This is a genomic window from Gillisia mitskevichiae, from assembly GCF_003634585.1.
Classification (GTDB): domain Bacteria; phylum Bacteroidota; class Bacteroidia; order Flavobacteriales; family Flavobacteriaceae; genus Gillisia; species Gillisia mitskevichiae.
The window spans coordinates 104,393-123,042 of record NZ_RBLG01000002.1 but is presented as its reverse complement, the minus strand read 5'-3'; the positions used below and the strand labels follow the sequence as shown (position 1 = coordinate 123,042).

Annotated in this window: 12 protein-coding genes; 8 read left to right on the top strand and 4 right to left on the bottom strand. The window is 32.9% G+C overall.

Annotation, left to right across the window (positions count from 1 at the left end; all coding sequences use genetic code 11):
- Positions 1-5: 5 nt before the first annotated feature.
- Positions 6-4,997, bottom strand: coding sequence for a translocation/assembly module TamB (locus tag BC962_RS06230; protein WP_245984088.1), 4,992 nt, complete (start codon positions 4,995-4,997; stop codon positions 6-8).
- 563 nt (positions 4,998-5,560) lie between these two features.
- On the opposite strand from BC962_RS06230, the gene BC962_RS06225 reads away from it, so the two are divergent.
- A complete protein-coding gene (locus tag BC962_RS06225; RefSeq protein ID WP_121345056.1) occupies positions 5,561-6,388 on the top strand; it encodes an OmpA/MotB family protein in 828 nt (275 codons plus the stop codon).
- Positions 6,389-6,461: 73 nt separating this feature from the next.
- On the opposite strand, the gene BC962_RS06220 is transcribed toward BC962_RS06225, so the two are convergent.
- A complete protein-coding gene (locus BC962_RS06220; RefSeq protein WP_121345055.1) occupies positions 6,462-6,755 on the bottom strand; it encodes a putative quinol monooxygenase in 294 nt (97 codons plus the stop codon).
- A gap of 32 nt (positions 6,756-6,787) precedes the next feature.
- Positions 6,788-7,201 (bottom strand): DoxX family protein, encoded by a 414-nt coding sequence (locus BC962_RS06215; RefSeq protein ID WP_121345054.1) that lies wholly within the window; start codon positions 7,199-7,201, stop codon positions 6,788-6,790.
- A 328-nt stretch (positions 7,202-7,529) separates the two neighbouring features.
- Here BC962_RS06215 and BC962_RS06210 point away from each other — a divergent pair, with 328 nt between their 5' ends.
- From BC962_RS06210 to BC962_RS06180, 7 genes are all read left to right on the top strand, one after another.
- Positions 7,530-8,027: a DUF4402 domain-containing protein gene (locus tag BC962_RS06210; RefSeq protein WP_121345053.1), complete on the top strand. Its 498-nt coding sequence runs from the start codon at positions 7,530-7,532 to the stop codon at positions 8,025-8,027.
- Positions 8,028-8,365: 338 nt separating this feature from the next.
- Positions 8,366-8,857, top strand: a complete 492-nt coding sequence (locus BC962_RS06205; RefSeq protein WP_121345052.1) for a DUF4402 domain-containing protein — start codon at positions 8,366-8,368, stop codon at positions 8,855-8,857.
- An 81-nt stretch (positions 8,858-8,938) separates the two neighbouring features.
- Positions 8,939-9,442, top strand: a complete 504-nt coding sequence (locus BC962_RS06200; protein ID WP_121345051.1) for a DUF4402 domain-containing protein — start codon at positions 8,939-8,941, stop codon at positions 9,440-9,442.
- An 84-nt stretch (positions 9,443-9,526) separates the two neighbouring features.
- On the top strand, positions 9,527-10,351 hold the full coding sequence (locus tag BC962_RS06195) for a fimbrial biogenesis chaperone (RefSeq protein WP_121345050.1): 825 nt from the start codon (positions 9,527-9,529) through the stop codon (positions 10,349-10,351).
- A 66-nt stretch (positions 10,352-10,417) separates the two neighbouring features.
- Positions 10,418-14,860: a T9SS type A sorting domain-containing protein gene (locus BC962_RS06190; RefSeq protein ID WP_121345049.1), complete on the top strand. Its 4,443-nt coding sequence runs from the start codon at positions 10,418-10,420 to the stop codon at positions 14,858-14,860.
- Positions 14,857-15,387, top strand: coding sequence for a DUF4402 domain-containing protein (locus BC962_RS06185; RefSeq protein ID WP_121345048.1), 531 nt, complete (start codon positions 14,857-14,859; stop codon positions 15,385-15,387). Before BC962_RS06190 ends, BC962_RS06185 begins: the two co-directional genes overlap by 4 nt.
- A 21-nt stretch (positions 15,388-15,408) precedes the next feature.
- Positions 15,409-18,000, top strand: a complete 2,592-nt coding sequence (locus BC962_RS06180) for a fimbria/pilus outer membrane usher protein (protein ID WP_121345047.1) — start codon at positions 15,409-15,411, stop codon at positions 17,998-18,000.
- Here BC962_RS06180 and BC962_RS06175 read toward each other — a convergent pair.
- A complete protein-coding gene (locus BC962_RS06175) occupies positions 17,997-18,506 on the bottom strand; it encodes a GreA/GreB family elongation factor (protein WP_121346024.1) in 510 nt (169 codons plus the stop codon). The genes BC962_RS06180 and BC962_RS06175 overlap by 4 nt on opposite strands.
- Positions 18,507-18,650: the final 144 nt, after the last annotated feature.

Sequence of the window (18,650 nt, the reverse complement as noted above, 5' to 3'; positions counted from 1 at the left end):
ATATATTATTTCTCTTCATCTTTATTAGCTTCGTCTATAATCGCTTTTTCGAATAATTCCTTGAACTTATTGAATTCCTGTGTGAATATAAGTGCAATACCACTTACTATAAGTTGTCCATCAATCACATTATCATATCTATTCATTCTAAAACCTTTCAATCTAAATCTTCCATTCTCTGTAAGTAGGTATTCTAAACTCACATTCCCAATAACCGGGTTAGCTTCTGAAGATTGATCACTACCCTGAATATCTACATTACTTCCCACCCTAACGATTAATCTATCATCTAGTAATTTCTTTTGTGCAGCAACTTCCAATTGCGTTCTATCTTCAGGGTTTGCTCCCTGGTAATCTGTAAAGCTATCCAATCCAAAATCCAGCTCTAATCCAGATTCACCTAATAATTTACTGGATAATAAATTTAACTGATCTGATAATGCCTGGTTAAGATTATCTCTAGCCATTGTTGCTGCCCCTCCTCCACTTCCATCAGTTCCAGATTCTGGGAAGAATTTGTTCAATACTAACAAAGAGAATACTTGTTTGTTTAACTCCCCTTCCTGTTTATTTAATTGTTGTACTCTTCCATAAACTTCACCCCCTATAGCTCCTTGCTCATCTTCAGGCATATCCAAATTAAAGCTTAGTACTGGTTGCATTAACTCTCCATCTACATTTAGGTACACTAAGAAATCTAGTTCTTGTCTAAATCTTCCTTGGTCTCTCTGATCTGCTCCGGAAAGCTGCGCGGCCATTAAGCTACTGGCAGATGTCTCTACTTTATAAACTGCACTGGCATTTAAATTTGCATCGTAAGGATCTCCTGTCCAAGTTATGGTACTTCCATCTACGATTTCAAACCTTCTTTTCACAAGATTATAAAGGCTCATTTCGTAATGCCCAGAACTAACATCTATTCTACCAGACAATGTAGTTCTCCCATTTGGTAAAATGCTAAAAATTAGATCACCTTCTCCAGAAGCTGCTAGATTATCCCCAGTTTCCTGATCAACGATCATATTAAAAACAGCGCTATCGGTTATCGAAATATTCGCATTTACCTCGTACCCCGAGATCACTACAGATTCCTCCTTGGTTTTAGTTAAAATATCATCTGGATCTTCCCTATTAACGAAGATCACAATACCGTCTCGCTCTACGATATCCAATGCTGCTTCTGGTACTATATAAGTGATATTAGTATCTGGCCCTACTTTTAGATCTAGATCTAGTTTTGGTAATAAAAGATCTCCGGTTAATTTGGCTTTAGCATCAAAACTTGCAACTCCATAAAAAAGATCATTGTCCTCTTTAGTAGAATTTAATACCTTAAAATTATCTGCCACAAAATTAAGGTCGAAGCTAGGATTTAAATAGGTTTCTGTTAATATGGAGCCGTCCATTACAAAAGAATTACTATTCTCATCTTGGATCATGAAATCATTAAAATAGATCCCCTCATTATCGATTTTAAGAATTTCATCCTCAAGTAGAAAAGCTGCATTTAACATAGCAACTTCAAATCCAGCATCATTAAATTTGAATTCTCCATTATATTTTGGTTCTAAGGTGGTGCCACTTACTTTCATATTTCCCGAGATAAATCCTTTTCCATTTGTGAGCTCTCCGCCAGAAAACCCATCTAAAGCCAGCATATTGAACTTATTTAGATCTAGATCTAAATTGAGTTTAGCCGCAACTTGATCTGCTATATAATCACCGGTTAGATCTAGATCTACGTTTCCATCTTTAATTGCAAGATTAAAATCGTAGCTATTGTTACCTATAGACTTAGCCTCAAGAGTCAATCTTCCTAAAGGAGCTTCAAGTATTTCAAAATCTAATATTTCGAGATCGGCTAAAATTCCGGTTTCAAGGAAAGGTTCTTCTACTAAAAGATCCCCACTCAATATTCCTTTGGCCAAATATTTATCAGGATTCAAATAGCTTAGAAAAGTTTGTAAAGTGAAGTTTTTAAAATTCACTCCAATATGTTCTTTAGCTATTCCCGATTTATCTGAATAGAAATTCACTAACTGATTTTTATTGGAAAAAGTAAAATCTTGAAACTGAATTCTATTATTTCCAAAAGAGATTTGATTATTGGCAGGAAGTGTCCAAGCCTGATTGTTAAGGATTATATCTTCTGGAACTACATGTAAATAAAGAATATCATTAGATTCGGAAATTTCTGTTTTCACATGCACTATTTGCTTCTTATCATCAAAAGAGCTAAAGTCCATATATAATTTGCGGTTGTTGATTCTCCCATCCAAAAGTGTCTTTTTAATTGCAAGCGGTCCTGCTGTAAGTGAATTCAGTCCGAAATCGAATTTAAGATCTGAAGCATCAGAATTTACATTAAATGAGAGACTATCTATCTCTGTTCCCCAGAAATCGATATACGGAATATTAACTGAACCTACCAGAGTTCGTTCCTTTTCGCTAAAATCCATTTTAATATTAATAGTATCCAAATCTGTTAACCTTGTTACAAAAACATCACTTAAAATTGGGGCATCTATAAATTTACCTCTAACAATCACTGAAACTGGATTCACTGCTGTATCCCTTATCTTTTCAGGATGTAGATAACTGGTAAAATGTGTTTGCAATGAAGAAGTAAGATCTGCAGGATTCGCATTAGATCGCAATGTGAGATCCAACATCTTATTTGTGATATCCAAAGATGTGGAATCTGGTAAGACAAATGCCGAAAGCCCTAGATCTCCAAGTAAGTAAGATTGATTATCATAGATAGCTAATCCATCGGTAACAGCTGCATTTACATTATAACTTTCTAAATCTCCTTTAAATGTGGCATTTATTTTAAGAGCGCTTGTAATTTGTTTTTCAGTAAAACCTAATGCATTTAAATTAGCACCTTTTACAGCTATATCCATATCAATTTGACTTGCTATGGTATCTAAATTCACGTATGCATTAAGAGCAATATCTAAATTTTCATCTTTATATAATGCGGTTAATGGACCTTCCCCATCTAAAAACTCACCATTTATATTAAGATCCTTTATGCTATAATTATTCAAAGAAAGATTGGTAATGTTGGCATCCAAATTGGCATTTAAATGGTTTAAATCTTTCCCTTTTCCGTTGGTAGTAATTTTTAGATCTAAGCTGCCAAGATTCTCCATCTTCAACAATCTGCCAAGATCAAGTTTAACTGTTTCTAACTGAGCATTAAAAGCGATCTCTTCATCAAATTTGAAATCGCCAATCATTTTTAAATCCCCATTGGACGTTTGTAAATAGGAATTTGTTTTTAATGAAGTGAGATCTCCAGAAAAACTACCTTTTAAATTGACAAGTTTAGGTATTTCAATTCCGAGATCTTCTTCCTTTACGAATCTCTTAAGATCGTTTCTAGAAGATATAAAATTTACGTTCCTGAAATCGTAACTTAATTTATCTATATCTAAGGGGTTGTTAAGCGTTCCATTTGCGTATAATGAAGTGGAATTTCCCCAATTAATTGCTGTATTAGTAAGGTTCAAAGAAGTTCCAGAACCTTCCAGTTTAAATTTACCCGATAGATTCTTAGCGCTTAAAGCTCTTATATATTCATTCTTCTTTAATTCTGGTAGATATATAAAGAGATCTTTCATATCTGCTGCAAAATTAGACACCTCTGCCTTTAGATCTATTTGCTCTGGAGAGTTAATAAGCTGGGTGATACTACTATAGGAAAGTAGTGCATTTCCATCAATTACATTATCATTTAATTTTAGCTGAAGTCCATCTAAGCTTAAATTCGTATTGGTCACATTTAAATCTCCCTGAAGTTCTTTTAAATTTAAACCTGAACTTTCTTGAAATGTGAATTCTTTAATTGATGCACTAGCAGTTTCATTTTTCAAATAAATGTCGCTCGCTTCAAAATTAAGTTCTGTAATTGAGATCGCATTTGGATCATATATATCAGTATTAACTGAAGCTCCATTTACTAAATAGGTGAATTGATCTTCTTTAAAAGAGACTCTGTTTACTTGCACATACCAATTTGGCCAAACAAATTCTTCCAAAGCAATTTCTAAATCTTTCGGCGCTTCCTCTAATTTTTTATCTGTTGTAGAAGTTACCTCCAAAACAATAATGCTATTATTTAATGATATTTCATCAATTAAAATATCATTATTAGCAAGATCTATTTTCGGAATTTTGGTCTTTATAAGTCCTATATCTAATTTCGTAGCTAAGCCATCTGGAGATGAACTATAATAAGCAGAAACATTTTCTATCTCCAATTCCTTTATGATGATAAAAGGTAAAGTAGCTGCAGGATCATCATCAGAAATGGGAAAAGGTTTATTCTGAATATAAACCACAGAAGAATTTGCCAATCTTGCCTTAGAAATATTAAATTTCATATTCTCCATATCGGTCTCTTCCATCTCCAATTGAAGTTGTTCTAATTGCAAATCGGCTTCAATTCCACCAACTTTATCTTCAAATGAAATTTTGAAATCTTTAAATTTAAAATCCCCTAATTTCAAATTTAAAGGTTCAGAAGTGGTTATAGTGTCCGCAACTGTGCTGTCTGTGGTAACAAATGCATTTACTAAAAACTCGTAATTAAAGCCTTTAATAGAATCTTTTCTAGATATATTGGCTTTGAGCCCTTCCCAGTCTAGAGAATTAATAACTACTCCACTCCCTTTAATCAAGGGCATAAGAGGAATATAGGCTTCTAATTTTTTTGAATATATTAAGGTATCCCCATTCTGGTCTTCCATATAAAGACCTTCGATTTGAATATCGCCAGAAAAAGTTACGAAGGCTTTATCTAAATTTACTTTCGTGTTTGTTTTATCAGAAATATAAGAGACAAGTTTATTTACAATTATCCCTTGACCCCAAGGGCTTCGGATAAAAAGTAAAATTCCAATTAAAAGGATTAACAGGCTCAGGAATATCCAGCCTACTATCCTTAAAAATTTATTTTTACTTTTCTTTTTCTTTTCTTCTTTTTCCAATACTCTTAATAATATAGCTTCAAATTTAGTTGATAAAGAAAGTATAATGAAGGATTGAAGACTTTAATTTTAAAGGCCATTTATAAAATTTTGTTAAAGAAATATGCCTTATTTAATTAGTAGTCATATATTTTCCAGTATTGCATTTCAATTTTTAACCCTGTATGTATGGAGGAATATATTAAGGAAATTGGGTTAAGACTGTTACAAAAAATAGAAGTTGTATAGCAGTCTATCTATATCAACTCTACTAGTCCTATAAATCTGTGGCAATTATTCCCACTTAATTTAAAAATTTCCACAGATTTAACATGACTAATACTTTAAGATTTACAGTAGTAAAACTCTTTTAAGATGGTGATAAGCTTCAGGATATCATCTTATATTACTGAAGACTAACTAATTAAATCGATTTATTTTTCGTTTTTCCAAGTAATTCCACTATTAGATTAATTTAATAGAAGGTGTACTGGCATTGTTATCGCAATAAGAGGAATAGGTCTTAGTAAAAAATAAGAATAATATCATCAACTAATTAGTGACCTATTAATTAAAACCAAAATATGAAAAAAACAGTATTAGTATCCGTATTGTCATTAGCAATGTTCAGTTCATGTGTATCTAAGAAAAAATATGTAGAGCTTGAAACTGAATTATCTAACACTCAAAGCAATTTGCAGCGAACTGCCATGGAAAAGGAAGAAGCGCAATCTAAATTAGATGCAATTGAAGCTCGTGTAGCAGATTACAATTCAAAGATCAATTCTTTAAAGGAATCTAATGATGAGAAAATGGAGATGAACGATTTAACCGTGATGTCCAATAACACAAAACAAAAAATGAGAGCTACTTTGGCAAAAGTAGATCAAAGCGAATTAAGTAAAGCGACAAGCTTGGAAGATTCAATTAACCTTGCAGTTTCTTACAATTTGAAACAATCTATCACCGAAGATTCTGAAAGTGATGATGTACAAATAACAGTAGATAAGACTGTAGTGATGATCAATGTATCCGATAAATTACTTTTTAGAAGTGGTAGCTATAGATTAAATAGCAAAGCAGATGGATTAATGAAGAAATTAGCTGAAGTAATTAATTCCGAACCAAGCATGGAAGTTATGGTGGAAGGTCATACAGATTCTCAAACTATGGTTCCTGGGTCTCATATTCAAGATAACTGGGATTTAAGTGTTAGAAGATCTACTTCTATAGTAAGAGCTTTACAAGACAAGTATAATGTTGACCCTGCAAAATTAATTGCTGCAGGAAGAAGTAGTTATGCTCCTTTAGTAGAGAACTCTAACAAAGAGAATATGGCGAAAAACAGAAGAACTAGAATAGTTATTATTCCAAATCTTGATAAGTTTTTTGCAATGATGGATTCTGAATAAATTTAGAAACATTTATATTAAAAGGCCTAACACGTAATCGTGTTAGGCCTTTTAAATTTTTAATCACTTAAAATTATACTGCAGAAAGAATTTCTATCTTTTTAATACTCGGTGGCTCACTCAGTAAATTTGAAGCCTTTTCCATAAGCTCCGAAACTATTTCACCATTTAAATGAGCATCTCTGCCCGATTCTCTTTCGAAGGAATCAAAAATACCAAAAGTAGTTTCATCTATCCTGTAGGAATACCAAGTAATAGTTTTCTCTTCCCTTCTTGCCAAGTTAACTGCTTCTTTAATAAAATTAGATACTTCCATTTCTTTCCCTTCTTTAGCTTTCAAAGTAATTAGTAAGCCTATATTCTTCATGTTTACTGTTTTATTAATTAGATGTGTCTCATTTATTTTTTTAGAAAGTAATGGTCTAAAGAATGTTTACCTGCCCCTGTTATACATATAAAGGAATAAACCAGTAAATAAACTAATGCTAATTCTTTGTTTTGGAAAGGATCACTTACATGAACTATAAAAAAAGCAACAGCCATTGTAAATAGTAGAATTAATGATGCGACCCTTGTAGCTAGACCTACTGCTATTAATGCAGAGCATATTACTTCTGCAAACACTGCTAATGTAAGACTTGTAGTTTCCCCAATACCAAGGGGATCTAAAAAAGAAATCTCTTGAGACCAAAATAGCATAATTAGTTTCGGTATTCCATGCGATAACATTAATACTGAAATAGCAATTCTTAAAAACAAAAGAGCATAATCTGTTGAAGGCAAATTTAAACTGGTGATGTAAGTATTTCTCATTGCATTTAATTAGAACCAAAAGTTACAAAATTTTAGATGCCTATAGATTCTTAGAAATTTCAAAAAACGATAAGCTTTTATAATTCATGCAGGAATTTGACAATGCGTAAGAAAATGTCCTACAGATCCAGATTTGTCTATTTATAGGCTTAATCTTGAATTTTTGCTGAATGTTAGCTATTTAAGTCGGTTAAATACTACCATTGGACTAAATTAACTAATGAAAAGTTAAACTTTAATGCATTTCATCGATTAATTAATGCATTTCATCGACAGTAACATGCAGTTTACCTATATTTGAATACCTACTTATCGTTAAGCATACAACATGAAAAATATACATACCCTACTCATCATTATAACTTTTTGTTTCTCTAGTATGAGTTTTGCTCAAGCTACCGCAACATTTACTGCTTCAGTTACAATTATACAACCAATTGGAATTACTACAACATCCGATCTTAGATTTGCGAACATTGATGCGAAAAATGGTGGTGAGGTAACTTTAAGCCCTAATAGTACAAGAAGTACTGCTGGAGAAGTCCTATTATCTGATGGAGGAACAGTTTCAGCTGCTTCATTCGAAATCACTGGAGAACCGGGCTATACATACGGAATTACTTTACCAGGAGATAACCATGTATTATCTAACGGGACTGAAACTATGGTAATCAATAATTTCACAACAGATTTTAATGGGGACAACGCACTGGCATCAGGACCGCAAACTATTAATGTTGGCGCAACCCTTAAAGTAAATCCTAATCAAACTCCAGGGAACTATATTAACCAGGGTGGATTTAATGTTACAGTAAACTATAATTAAAAGTTGGCGGCTCAACTTTCAATAAACACATTTCTCTATTTAGTTCCAAGCAACATTCTTACAATTCTCCAAATTTTATAGAACACTTACCTTTTTAGATAATTATCTTGATTTAATAGAAAACGCTAATAAATAAGTCTTTTTCCATGAGAAATTAACTTAAATATCCAAGGCTCCTCCTACTTTTGTTGCATTTACTACTATATCTTGACCTACTTTCCTACCCTTTATCGATTAAATAATGTTTTTTAACGAGTAATTGAATGTTTTTAGTTTTGGTACATTTATTATAACTCATATTTGTAGTGTTATTATTAAACAACCCAAATTACCTACATATGAAAAAAATTACTTTTATTTTGTTCGCTCTTATTGCTGGAACAACTTTCGCACAAGATTCTGATACAGGATCTGCTACAGTTAATGCTGAGATTGTTAGTCCAATTGAAATATCTGATGGAAGTGACTTAAATTTTGGTACTATAAATGGAACTGCTACAGGTGGTACTGTTTCTGTTACTACCTCGGGAGTAAGATCTTTTAGTAATTCAGATATGGCGATTACTTCTGCAACAGCAATTACAGCTGCTAATTTTAGCGTTACTGCTGCTAGTTCTTATCTTTACTCAATTTCTATTCCTGATATAACTTTGACAGGTAGTGGTGATGATATGGCTGTGACATTTATACATAACAGAAATACTGTTGCTGGAAGAACCGGTAGTGGTTCAGCACAACCATTAAATGTTGGTGGAACTCTAACAGTGGGTGATGCTCAGGATGCCGGAACATATAGTGGAACTGTTAATGTTACAGTTGCTTACGAATAAATAGAACACATACTATATAAAAAGCCGCCCATGTGGCGGTTTTTTTTTGTTTTATCCTATTTCCATTCATCTAAATATTATATGAAATCAATTTTTATACTATTATTATTTTTTGTTTGTTTAGGAAAAGCTTACCCACAAGCTTCAGCTTCAGCAAATGTGAATGCAAGAGCCTTAGTGGTGGATCCTATTGAAATCTCGAAATCTGTAGATCTAAATTTTGGGAATGTTATTGCTGGTTATACATCAGGTACAATTATCTTATCTCCAGATGGAACAAGAACAGCTAACGGAGTTCAAATTTCTAATGCTATCCCAGGAGAAGTATCTGCTGCGGAAGCCGTAGTTACGCATGGGGAATACAATTACTCTATAAGTTTACCAGAATCTCTTACCTTATTTAATGAAACTAATCCTAATCAGATAATGATTATTAATCAGTTTCAAGTAACACCATTACCAGGAATTTCAAATTTAGGCGATGATATTTTAAAGATTGGAGCTACTCTAAATCTTGAAGCGAATCAATTACCAGGCTATTATACCAATTCAGCTGGATTTAACGTTACGGTTTCCTATAACTAAAAACTGGGTTTACCATTTTTCAATTGCTTATATTTGAACCTCAGTAACATAACCTATTAACAAAATAGATATCTATTCCCAACTATGATATTAAAATTACTTCAACCTACCTCTGCATTCTTATTAATCTTATTTCTATTCAGTTCTACCGGGTTCGCCCAAGGAGATTTAATGATCATGCCAAAAAGACTTGTTTTTGACGGCACTCAGCGTTCACAAGAAATTAACCTAATAAATACAGGATCAGATTCTGCCACTTACGCTATCTCCATAGTCCAATACAAAATGACCGAAAAAGGAAATTTTGAAGAAGTATTAGAACCTGAAGAAGATCAGCGTTTCGCGACAGATTATTTACGTTATTACCCTAGACAAGTGGTTTTAGGACCAAAGGAAGCTCAAACTGTAAGAATTCAATTAACCAGAACAGGAAATTTAGAACAGGGAGAATACCGCTCTCATCTTTATTTTCGAGCTGTTGAAAAACAAACAGCACTTGGAGAAGTAAATACAGAGGAGGCAGATGGAATTTCCATAAATATTAAAACCGTTTTTGGAATTAGCATTCCGGTAATAATTAGAGAGGGTTCTTCTACTACTTCAATAGAGTTGAGTGGAATTGAACTCAATAAGGAAGAGGAAGACATCATATTATCACTGAGCATCAACCGAACTGGGAACATGTCTGTTTATGGAGAGCTTAGTGTAGATCACATTTCTCTAGATGGAACAATCACAGAAATAGGTAAAGTGCGTGGAATGGCTGTTTACACACCAAATACAAAGCGTGATTTTTCTATGAAGCTTCAAAACGTAGAATTGATTGACCTAACTAAAGGGAAATTAAATATTATCTATAAAACTGAAGAGGGAAAAATATTGGGTGAAACCAAATTTGACTTAAATTAAATTCTTAGAAAGGTGAGTTTTATATTTATACAATTTTAGATCTGAATTATTCCCAAACTATAATTTATGGTAAAAAAATACTTTTTTAACTTTTACCTAAATAATTGGAATGGTACACAGATATATTTGTGGATTGTTCTATTTATATTATTCAATACTGGAAATGTATTAGGCCAAACAATTGATAATGTAACTGTAGATACCTCTCCAATATGTAAACCTACTAGTATAAATGTAACTTATCGAGTAGTTAATGGCAATGGTAATAACAATCGTTTTTCACGAAATACCGATTATATAATTTATTTAGGTACTTTATCTGGAAATACCTTTACTACCGAAGATTCGCAAAGTTATAGTTCGGCCTCAGTTTTCCCTCCTGGTAACAATGGTTCATCTATATATATTACTAAATCATTTATCATTGATGCAGACATTCCAAACAGATCTAATTATCAAATTGTAATTTCATCTACCAATCCCAACGCTGGTTTTACATTTTCATCCTTATCGCCAGAATTTGCTATTAGTTCAATTCCAACATCTCTATCAGCTTCCAATAACGGTCCTCTCTGTATAGGTGGTACTCTAAATCTTAGTGCTTCCAATATTAATGGAGCAACCTATAATTGGACAGGCCCAAATGGTTTTACTTCTTCCTCGCAAAATCCCATTAGAAATAATGCGAATTTGAATATGGTGGGAGATTACACTGTAATTGCTACGGTAAACGGTTGCTCGAGCTCACCAATAACTACTACTGTTAATAGTAGCTTGTCCACTGCAGATCAAAATTCATCTGGGGAAAATTCATGGTTGGGACATGTATATGACGGAGTAAATTTTAATACTTATATTGGTAATTATGCAATATCTGAAACTTTTGATGAAAGTTTTGGGGGAAATAATACTTGTTTTGATCTAACGTCCAGTTCAAATTCAATTTCAATTTATACTGAAACCTTTTCAGTACGTTATAGAATGAACTCCACTAAAAGAGGTCTATATACAGTAGACCTAGGATCTGATGATGGAAGTCGATTAACCGTAGATGGTACTCTCATATATAATAATTGGTCTGACCAAGCTTGGTCATTAAGGCCAAATGTGCTAATGAATCTTACAGGCAATAGTCAATTGACCTATGATTTTTATGAAAATGGTGGAGGTAATAGAGTGAACTTTAATAATCTCTCTTTAATTCTTGAAAACACTTTAACCGGAAATTTGAATCAGACCATTTGTAACGGTGGAACAGCATTAGAGATTTCTGGAGACACTTTTGGAACTCTTCCCTCCGGAATAAGTGAAAATAGGTATCAATGGACATATAGCACTAGTATAAATGGGCCTAGAAATTATATTTCTGGAGCAACTTCGGCGACTTTTAAACCTAATCTTAATAACGCTCCGTTTAATAATCCAGGAACTTATTATATATATAGAAATGCTAGCTTATCTAGTTCAAATAATATAAATCCAAATCCATTTATAGCTACGAGTGAATCTAACTTTGCTTTGTTAAAAGTAAATTCACTTTCTTCTGCCAATTTAACTGGTGATGCTACAATTTGTGAAGGGGATACAGCGGAAATCACTTTAAATATTTCTGGCCCAGGATCCTCTTGGAATGTAACAGGAACTGTTAATGGTAATTCTTTTTCGGTAAATGTAAATGAAAATCCATTTAGTCTTACCGTAAATCCTAATATCACCACTACTTATCGTATTTTAAGTGTTACAGATGAAAATGGTTGCATAAATAATAGTATTGATAGTTCAGTAACTATAAACTTACTACCTAATATTCAGAACAATGTGATTAGCCAAGACCAAGGTATATGTGATGGGTTAACAGCTGAAACATTAACTGGAACAGCAGTTACTGGTGGTAATGGTAGTTATACTTACCTTTGGGAAAGCAGCATTATAAATAGTACCTCTGGTTTTGGCCCAGCAGCGGGCACTAATGATTCTGAAAACTATATTCCGGGAACAGTTTCCCAGACAACGTGGTATAGAAGAAATGTAACTTCTGCCAGTTGTAATGGAAATACCTCCAATACGATTAAAATCACTCTAAATGATAAGATAAATAATAATCATTTAAGCTTTACAAATGGAATTTCTGGGACTACTTGCGGTAGTATAGATGAAAATGATACTATGCTTCTAACTGCCCCAGAAGGAACTGTATTTAATTATGTGAATTTTTCTAGTTATGGTACACCAGGAGGAACTTGCGAAAATTTTATAGAAAACCTAAATTGCCACGCTTTAACAAGTCAGCAGGTTACAGAAACCTATCTTCTTGATAATAATTCAGCAATTATACCAGCATCAAATGGGATATTTGGCGATCCATGTTCTGGAACTTATAAGAGGTTATATGTTCAGGTATCTTACACTCAACCAATTTGTAGTGGGACAGATCCGGGAAGTATATCAGGAACACTTCCTTCTGGTGGGGATGGAAATTACACTTATTTATGGGAAAGTAGTATTTCTGGACCCAATTCAGGATTTGTTCCAGCTACTGGAATTAATACTTCACAGAATTATTCTCCTGGAATTTTAACTCAATCTAATTGGTTTAAGAGAACCGTTACTTCTAGAGGCTGCGATAATGAGTCCACGGTGCTTTTAATTCCTGTGAAACAAGAAAATAACTGGACAGGTGCAACAAGTACAGATTGGAATACAGCTTCTAACTGGTCCTGTAATACAGTTCCAAGCCTAAATACAAATGTTATAATCAAATCAGGATTAACAAATTATCCTATTTTAAATTCTGGTGCAAATGGAATGGCTAAGGATCTTGAATTGGAAAATGGAACCTCATTAACGGTAATGGATAATTCAATGCGAATAGCTGGATCTATTACTAATACAGGAACTTTAAATAGTTTAAATGGAACAATTGCATTACAAGGAGAGAACTCTCAAACAATTCCTGCCAATACGTTCGTTTCAAATAGGATTAGAAATTTGATTATAAATAATAATGCTGGAGTTAATTCTAATAATACTTTGGAAATAACTGGATTCCTTAGAGTTGAGAATGGGCAATTTAACACAGGGAATTTACTTAGCCTTATTTCAAACAGTACTCAGACTGCATTAATAGATGGTTCTGGAAATGGGCAAGTTATAGGGTCTGTAAAAATGCAACGTTACTTAGATTCGGCTATAGGATATAAATATTTTAGTAGTCCATTCAACAATACTACTGTGGGAGATTTTTCATCTTATGTAGATCTTAACGCTACTTTTCCTCAGGCTTATTCTTACAGTGAAGATAATACCGATGGTAGTGGGAATGATATTACTGGTTGGAAGTCTTATACTAATACTTCTTCCGGATTAGGCGTTCTGGAAGGATATGCATTTAATTTTGGGACAGCTGGATTAGAAGTGACTGTTGAAATTAACGGGATTGTAAATAATGGGAATTTTCAACGTCAATTAAAAAATACCAATGGAACCTATACAGATGGTTACAACTTGGTTGGAAACCCCTACCCTTCTCCAATAGATTGGGATGCATCGAGTTGGACAAAAACTAACATTGATGATGGCATCTATTTCTTTTCTGCAAACAGCCAATACAAGGGAACTTATACCTCTTACGTAAATAATGTTTCAAGTGATGATGGTAGTTCTTCTAATATAATTCCGTCAATGCAAGGTTTTTTTGTACATGTAAGCGATGGTGGAGATAGCAGTTCTGAAACTAGTGGAATTTTGGCTTCAACAAATGAAGTTAGAGTAAATAATTTTACACAACAATTCATAAAAAAAACAGAGCCCAATCCAATTTCTCTTATTAGACTTTCTGCAGGAATTAAAGGTAACCTCGCAAAGGATGCCATGGTCATCTATTTTGATGATTACGCAGATGAAGCTTTCGAAAAAAACATGGATGCATTAAAATTAATGAATACAGATGAGCGTGTTCCCAACCTTTATAGCATCACCTCTAAAAGTGAAAAATTATCCATTAATGCATTGCCTGCCTCTTTTAAAACTGCAAATCAAAGAATTCCTTTGGGAATTTATTCTGAAATGGATGGAGAAATGAATATCCATCTTAAAGACATAGAAAATCTCCCGTCCAATTTCTTTGTTTATCTTATTGATGACGTTAAAAGAATTGGTCAGAATCTTTCAGAAATACCTGAGTATAATTTCCGTATTAAAGCGGGAGAACATAACTCTAGATTCTTTTTAATGTTTTCTGAATATGAACTAACAGATCCAGCCTTAGCTTTCGATGAACCATTCAGTATTAAAACAATAAACGGAAAGGTATATGTTAACCTGAATCTAGAAGATGGAATGTCTGGAGTATTAATGGCAACTACGGTAACTGGTCAAATTTTAGAGGTCAAGAAGGTATCTGGTAATGAAACTATTAGTTTAGATGGAATAAAAAGCTCAGGGATTTACTTTATTAACTTAAGCTGGGAAGGCCAGAAATTCTCTAAAAAGATAATGATTCAGAAATGAAAAATTTAAATTTATCATCTTCACTAAAAATAAACCTGGTTAAAAATCTGGTATTCGCGCTATTCATTTTTTCTTCTGGAATCACTGTTTTCGCCCAAGAAAATCCACCTATTCCTATTCAAGTTGAAGTTAGAACTGCCCGTTATCTAAATTTTGGAACTTTCACTGTTGGGGTCTCTGGTGGTACAGTAATAGTTTCACCCGACGGACTTCGAAATCCAACTGGCGATGTGGTACTATTAAATCTAGGCCCCACTGTTACTTCCGCCCTTTTTGAAGTTACCGCAAACCCAGGAACTCTGGTTACTATATCTCACCCTCCAAGTTTTATACTAACGGGAACAAGCGGAGACCAAATAGTTTTAAAGGATTTAACCTATAGTGAAAATAAAACATTTATAACGACAGCCCAATCCACGAGTATCAATGAAATTAAAATAGGTGGCACATTACAATTGGGTACAATTAATAGCAATCGGGCGGGCTCATACAGTGGTACTATTGATATTACCTTTATTCAACAATAACTATCCTATAGAAAGCAAGTCTTGATCCACAAACAATTTCCTCTTAATAATTATTTTATTATAAGCAAAAGCACCCTTAAAGTATATTTTGTATTTCTCACCCTTATATTTTTAGGTAATATTAACTGTTCTGCCCAGGAATATGATGAATTCCCAGTGGAATTACGAGTTTCTAAATTAGGAGTTACCGAGATGCCAGTTGCAATTAAAAATCAAGAGGCTTACATAGCAGTTGCAGATTTTTTGGATTTTTTAGATTTAAAAAATGTCGTGGGAAACAACCCGGCAGAAATCACTGGTTTTATAATAAATCCTGAAGATTCATTTGAATTCGATATTCCAAAGCAAAAAATTATATATAAAGGAGAAAATTATATAATTAAGCCAACAGATTATATTTTAACCGCAACCACCTTTTACTTGAGATCATCTTTTTTTGGTGAGATATTTGGTCTTTATGCTAAATTTAATTACCGTGATCTTTCCATTAATTTAGAGACCGATATTGAACTTCCAAAGGTTAAAGAACTACGTTTATTAAATATTAGGCAAAATCTAAATGAACTTAGAGGCTTTGTGACTCCCGATACATTGATAGAAAGAAAATACCCTTTTTTTAGGGCAGGAATGGCAGATTGGTCAGTGGTTACAACTCAGCAAACTAACGGAACTAATGATAATAGATTTAATCTTGGTCTGGGAACAATAATAGCTGGTGGGGAAACCAATGTTCTCTTAAACTACTCCACACGTGTCCCATTCACTGCTAAAAATCAGTTTTATCAATGGAAGTACGTAAACAATAATAGTAAGCTTTTCAAACAAGTTACTGCGGGAAAAATATTCTCTAGGGCCACTTCTTCTCTTTTTGCGCCGGTAGTTGGAATACAATTAACTAATACACCAGTAATTAACAGAAGATCTTTTGGTTCCTATACTCTTACAGATGTCACCGATCCTAGATGGACAGTGGAATTATACGTCAATAATGTGCTGATAAATTTTACAGAAGCAGATGCATCTGGATTTTTTAGCTTTGAGGTGCCATTAATGTATGGAAATACCATTGTGAATCTGAGGTTTTATGGGCCTTATGGAGAAGAACGAACTGAGGAACGTATAATTAATATTCCTTACAATTTTATACCTAAAAAGGAACTTGAATACACCTTTAGTGCTGGAATAGTAGAAAATGAAGGTAATGATCGTTTCTCCAGATTTAATTTGAACTATGGTATTTCTAATGGATTTACCTTAGGTGGAGGAGTAGAATATTTGTCTGATGTTACTTCTGGTGAATTTATGCCTTTTTTAAATACTTCCTTAAAAATTTCATCAAATTTACTTTTCTCTGGAGAATATATGCATGGTGTAAAATCTGAAGGATTATTAAGCTATAGAACTCCTTCAAGTTTTCAAATAGATTTTAATTATATAAATTATGATGAAGATCAAACAGCTATTAATTATAATTATTTAGAGGAGAGAAAAATAAGTTTATCGCTACCTATTAGAACTAAATTTTTTACCACTTATTCACGGTTCAGTATAAATCAAATTATACTTCCTACAACAAGATTCACATCTGCTCAATTTTTAATGTCTGGATCTTTCTTCGGAATTAGTACAAACCTAACAACATATGGATTGTTTAATGAACGATCTAAAACTCCTACAATTTATAGCACGCTATCTCAAACCTATAGATTACCATATCAATTGCTTTTATCACCTCAAATACAATATGATTTTAGTGATAATGCTATTACTAATATGATAGTAAGATTAGAAAGACCCTTTTTAAAACGTGGATTTGTGAATGTTGGCTTCGAAAACAATTTTTTAAGAAACACACAAATATTTGAGATTGGTTTAAGGTATAATTTGAATTTTACCCAAACCTCATTTACATCTAGAATAGGGAATTCCAATTCCACTTTTATTGAATCTGCAAGAGGAAGCTTTCTTTTTGATGATGCAACCGGGTATATTACCTCGAATGATAGAAGCAGTGTTGGAAAAGGTGCTGTTACAATTATTCCATTTTTAGATTATAATGATAATAATGTGCGAGAAAAATCGGAACCTAGTGTGCCAGGATTAAAAATCAAAAACCTTGGGGGTAGTGTTACTTATAATAAAGATAATACTCAGCTTAGAATTTATGACTTACAACCTTATACCAACTTTATAATTCAGGTGGATACTTTAAGTTTAGATAATATTGCTTGGAAAATTAATAACCCAATAATCGCACTAGAGACTGTTCCAAATCAATTTAAAACTATTTATATACCTGTAAAGGTGTTGGGAGAAGTTTCGGGAATGGTTTACGTAAAGGATGAAAACGGAACTAAAGGACAAGGAAGAATTTCTATTCATATATTAAATATGAATAATGAAATAGTAGGAAAATTTCTAACAGAAGGTGATGGTTACTTCACCTATTTAGGACTAAAAACAGGGAAATATAAAGCAGTTATAGATCCTGAACAATTAGAAAACATAGGCTATAAAGTAAGTCCATTAGAGATAGAATTTTCTATTAAAGAAACAGAATTTGGAGATATTGTGGATGATCTGGAATTCATTTTAGAAAAGAATTCCCACTAATATTTTATACTAAGTATTTCTAATTCCTGAAGTTTTCCAGCCATAAAGACTTCTGCTATTTCTGCCCTTTTCTTTCCTGTTAATGCCTTAGCTAAAGGAGCTACAAATGCAATTTTATTCTCTTTGATATTCGCTTCATCTACCCCTACGATCTGAAATTCCTTGATAACACCTTGTTGTTCTCCGGTTAAAAATTTAAATGAGATCAAAGCTCCAAACCTAACTTCTTCCTGAGGTTGCTCTTTTGGATCCAATATTCGGGAAGATAATATCCTTTCATTTAGTAAATTCAATTTACCATTTAAAATGGCCATAGTATGTCTTCGTTCTTTTCCTTCCTCAAGATCTAGATTAGAAATATCATTTTCTAGATCACTTCTTTCCTTTATCAGTTTCTCATAACCAAAGGGAGTAACATAATTTATTTCTCCAGGAGGTAAAACTGCTCTTGCTGGGATAAAGGGTGCTTCTTCTTGATCATCTTCCTTTACAAAACCTCTACTCATAATGATTTTTCTTTTTTTATTGAAATTATGAAACATTTAATATAATATCAACTTAAAGCTGTTGCTTTGTAAATGTAAAAATTATAATATTTCAGCTTTAAATCTAATAGCATAATAAAAGGTTAAATAAATTAAATAATTGAT